General features: G+C 33.1%; 1 protein-coding gene and 1 pseudogene. Both read right to left on the bottom strand.

All coding sequences use genetic code 11. The features are described 5' to 3' along the window. Positions 1 to 354 (bottom strand): annotated as a pseudogene (locus ACFVU3_RS39985) (hypothetical protein); the annotation flags it as partial. Between the two features lie 106 nt (positions 355 to 460). Beyond that, positions 461 to 1,703, bottom strand: a 1,243-nt coding sequence (gene arcA / locus ACFVU3_RS39990; protein ID WP_390073700.1) for an arginine deiminase, incomplete at its 5' end; no start/stop codon positions are given.

Genomic DNA, 1,703 nt, shown 5'->3' on the forward strand with positions numbered 1-1,703 from the left:
AAACTCTATACCATCAAACATTCTGCCTAATACTTTCGCAGTGTCTTCAACAGATTCTTTTTTTCCTAATTGTATATCATTTTTTCCTAAAAATTCAGGATGTGCACCTAAATCAATAGATGCGACTGTGAATGCAGCACGCGTACGTGTAGACGTTTTTTCAAAAAGTAATGCAATGTTTTTACCTTCTAAATAACGATGCGGTGTGCCTTGTTGTTTATACGTTTTTAACGTCATGGCAAAATCTATTAAACCTTCAAATTCTTCTTTGGTAAAATCACATTCTTTAAGTAGTGATCTTCCTTTTAAGTCAAATGGTTTCCGGATTTTTTCCATAGTATACGCCCCTTTCATCTAATTAGTCGCAGTGTAAATCATTAGCGCCTTCAAAACTTAATATGATTAGTTTTAAAATTGAAAGCGATTTCAACTACACTATAACAGGTGTTTGAATACGATTCTATAAATCTTCTCTGAATAATGGTTGACTCATACATCTTGGGCCACCACGTCCGCGAACAAGTTCGCTTCCAGGAATTTCAATCACTTTAATACCGCGTTTTCTTAACAAATTATTTGATACATAGTTACGATCATATGTGACGACTACCCCTGGACGAATACATAATGTGTTTGAACCATCATTCCATTGTTCGCGTGCTCCATCAATCACGTCACCATTACCTGTTGGTATAAAGTCGACTTTTTCTACTTCTAAAACTTCAGCAAGTGTTTCACGTAACTTGCTAGAACGAGTAATTTTTATATCGTCCTTACCATCATTTTGTTCTATGGTAAATATATTCATGTTATTTTCTTCTTTAAATATTGCTGCATGTACTGTAAACTTATCGTAGTCAATCATAGTTAGTACTGTATCTAGATGCATAAATGTACGTGTATTAGGTATTTCAATAGCTACGATTTTTTTAAAACTTGTGTTTGCATCTTTGAAAATATTACGTGCTAACTTTTCTATTGCTTGAGCTGATGTACGTTCTGATATACCAATAGCTAAAACATCTTCCGATAATACTAATTCATCTCCACCTTCAATATTAAATGGTGAGTTACGATCTAACCATACTGGTACATCTTTATCTTTAAATCTTGGATGATGTTTCAGTATATATGTCATAAAAATAGATTCTCTACGTCGTGCTCTCCAATACATTCTGTTAATTGTCATTCCTCTACCAATTGAAGCTTGGGGATCTCTTGTAAAATAAAGGTTGGGCATTGGATCTAAGTAAAATGGATATCTATCATCCATATACTCTACTAAATGAGTTGTTTCAAGTTGAATTTCTTCTTTACGTACGCCAGCCATGATTTTATTTACAAGTTCTTGGTCAGATAACTTTGAAAAGAATTCTTTAATTTCAGTTTCATGACCTAATATTGTCTTTTTAGATTCTGTTAATATGTCGTTTATGAAGTTCTCGCGTACTTCTGGCTCAGTAATAGATTCTGCTGCAAGTTTTTCTAAATAAACTACTTCGATTCCTTCATCTCTCAAAGTTTGAGCAAATTTGTCATGCTCTTCTTGTGCAACTTTTAAGTAGGGAATATCATCAAATAATAAACCACTTAAATGATCTGGTACTAAATTTTCTAATTCTTTTCCTGGTCTTTTTAACAACACAGTTTTCAATTTGCCTATTTCACTATTTACTTGAATGGGTCCTTGTACCATATTCAAT

It is taken from the genome of Streptomyces sp. NPDC058052 (genome assembly GCF_042885515.1).
In the GTDB taxonomy this organism is placed as follows: Bacteria; Actinomycetota; Actinomycetes; order Streptomycetales; family Streptomycetaceae; genus Streptomyces.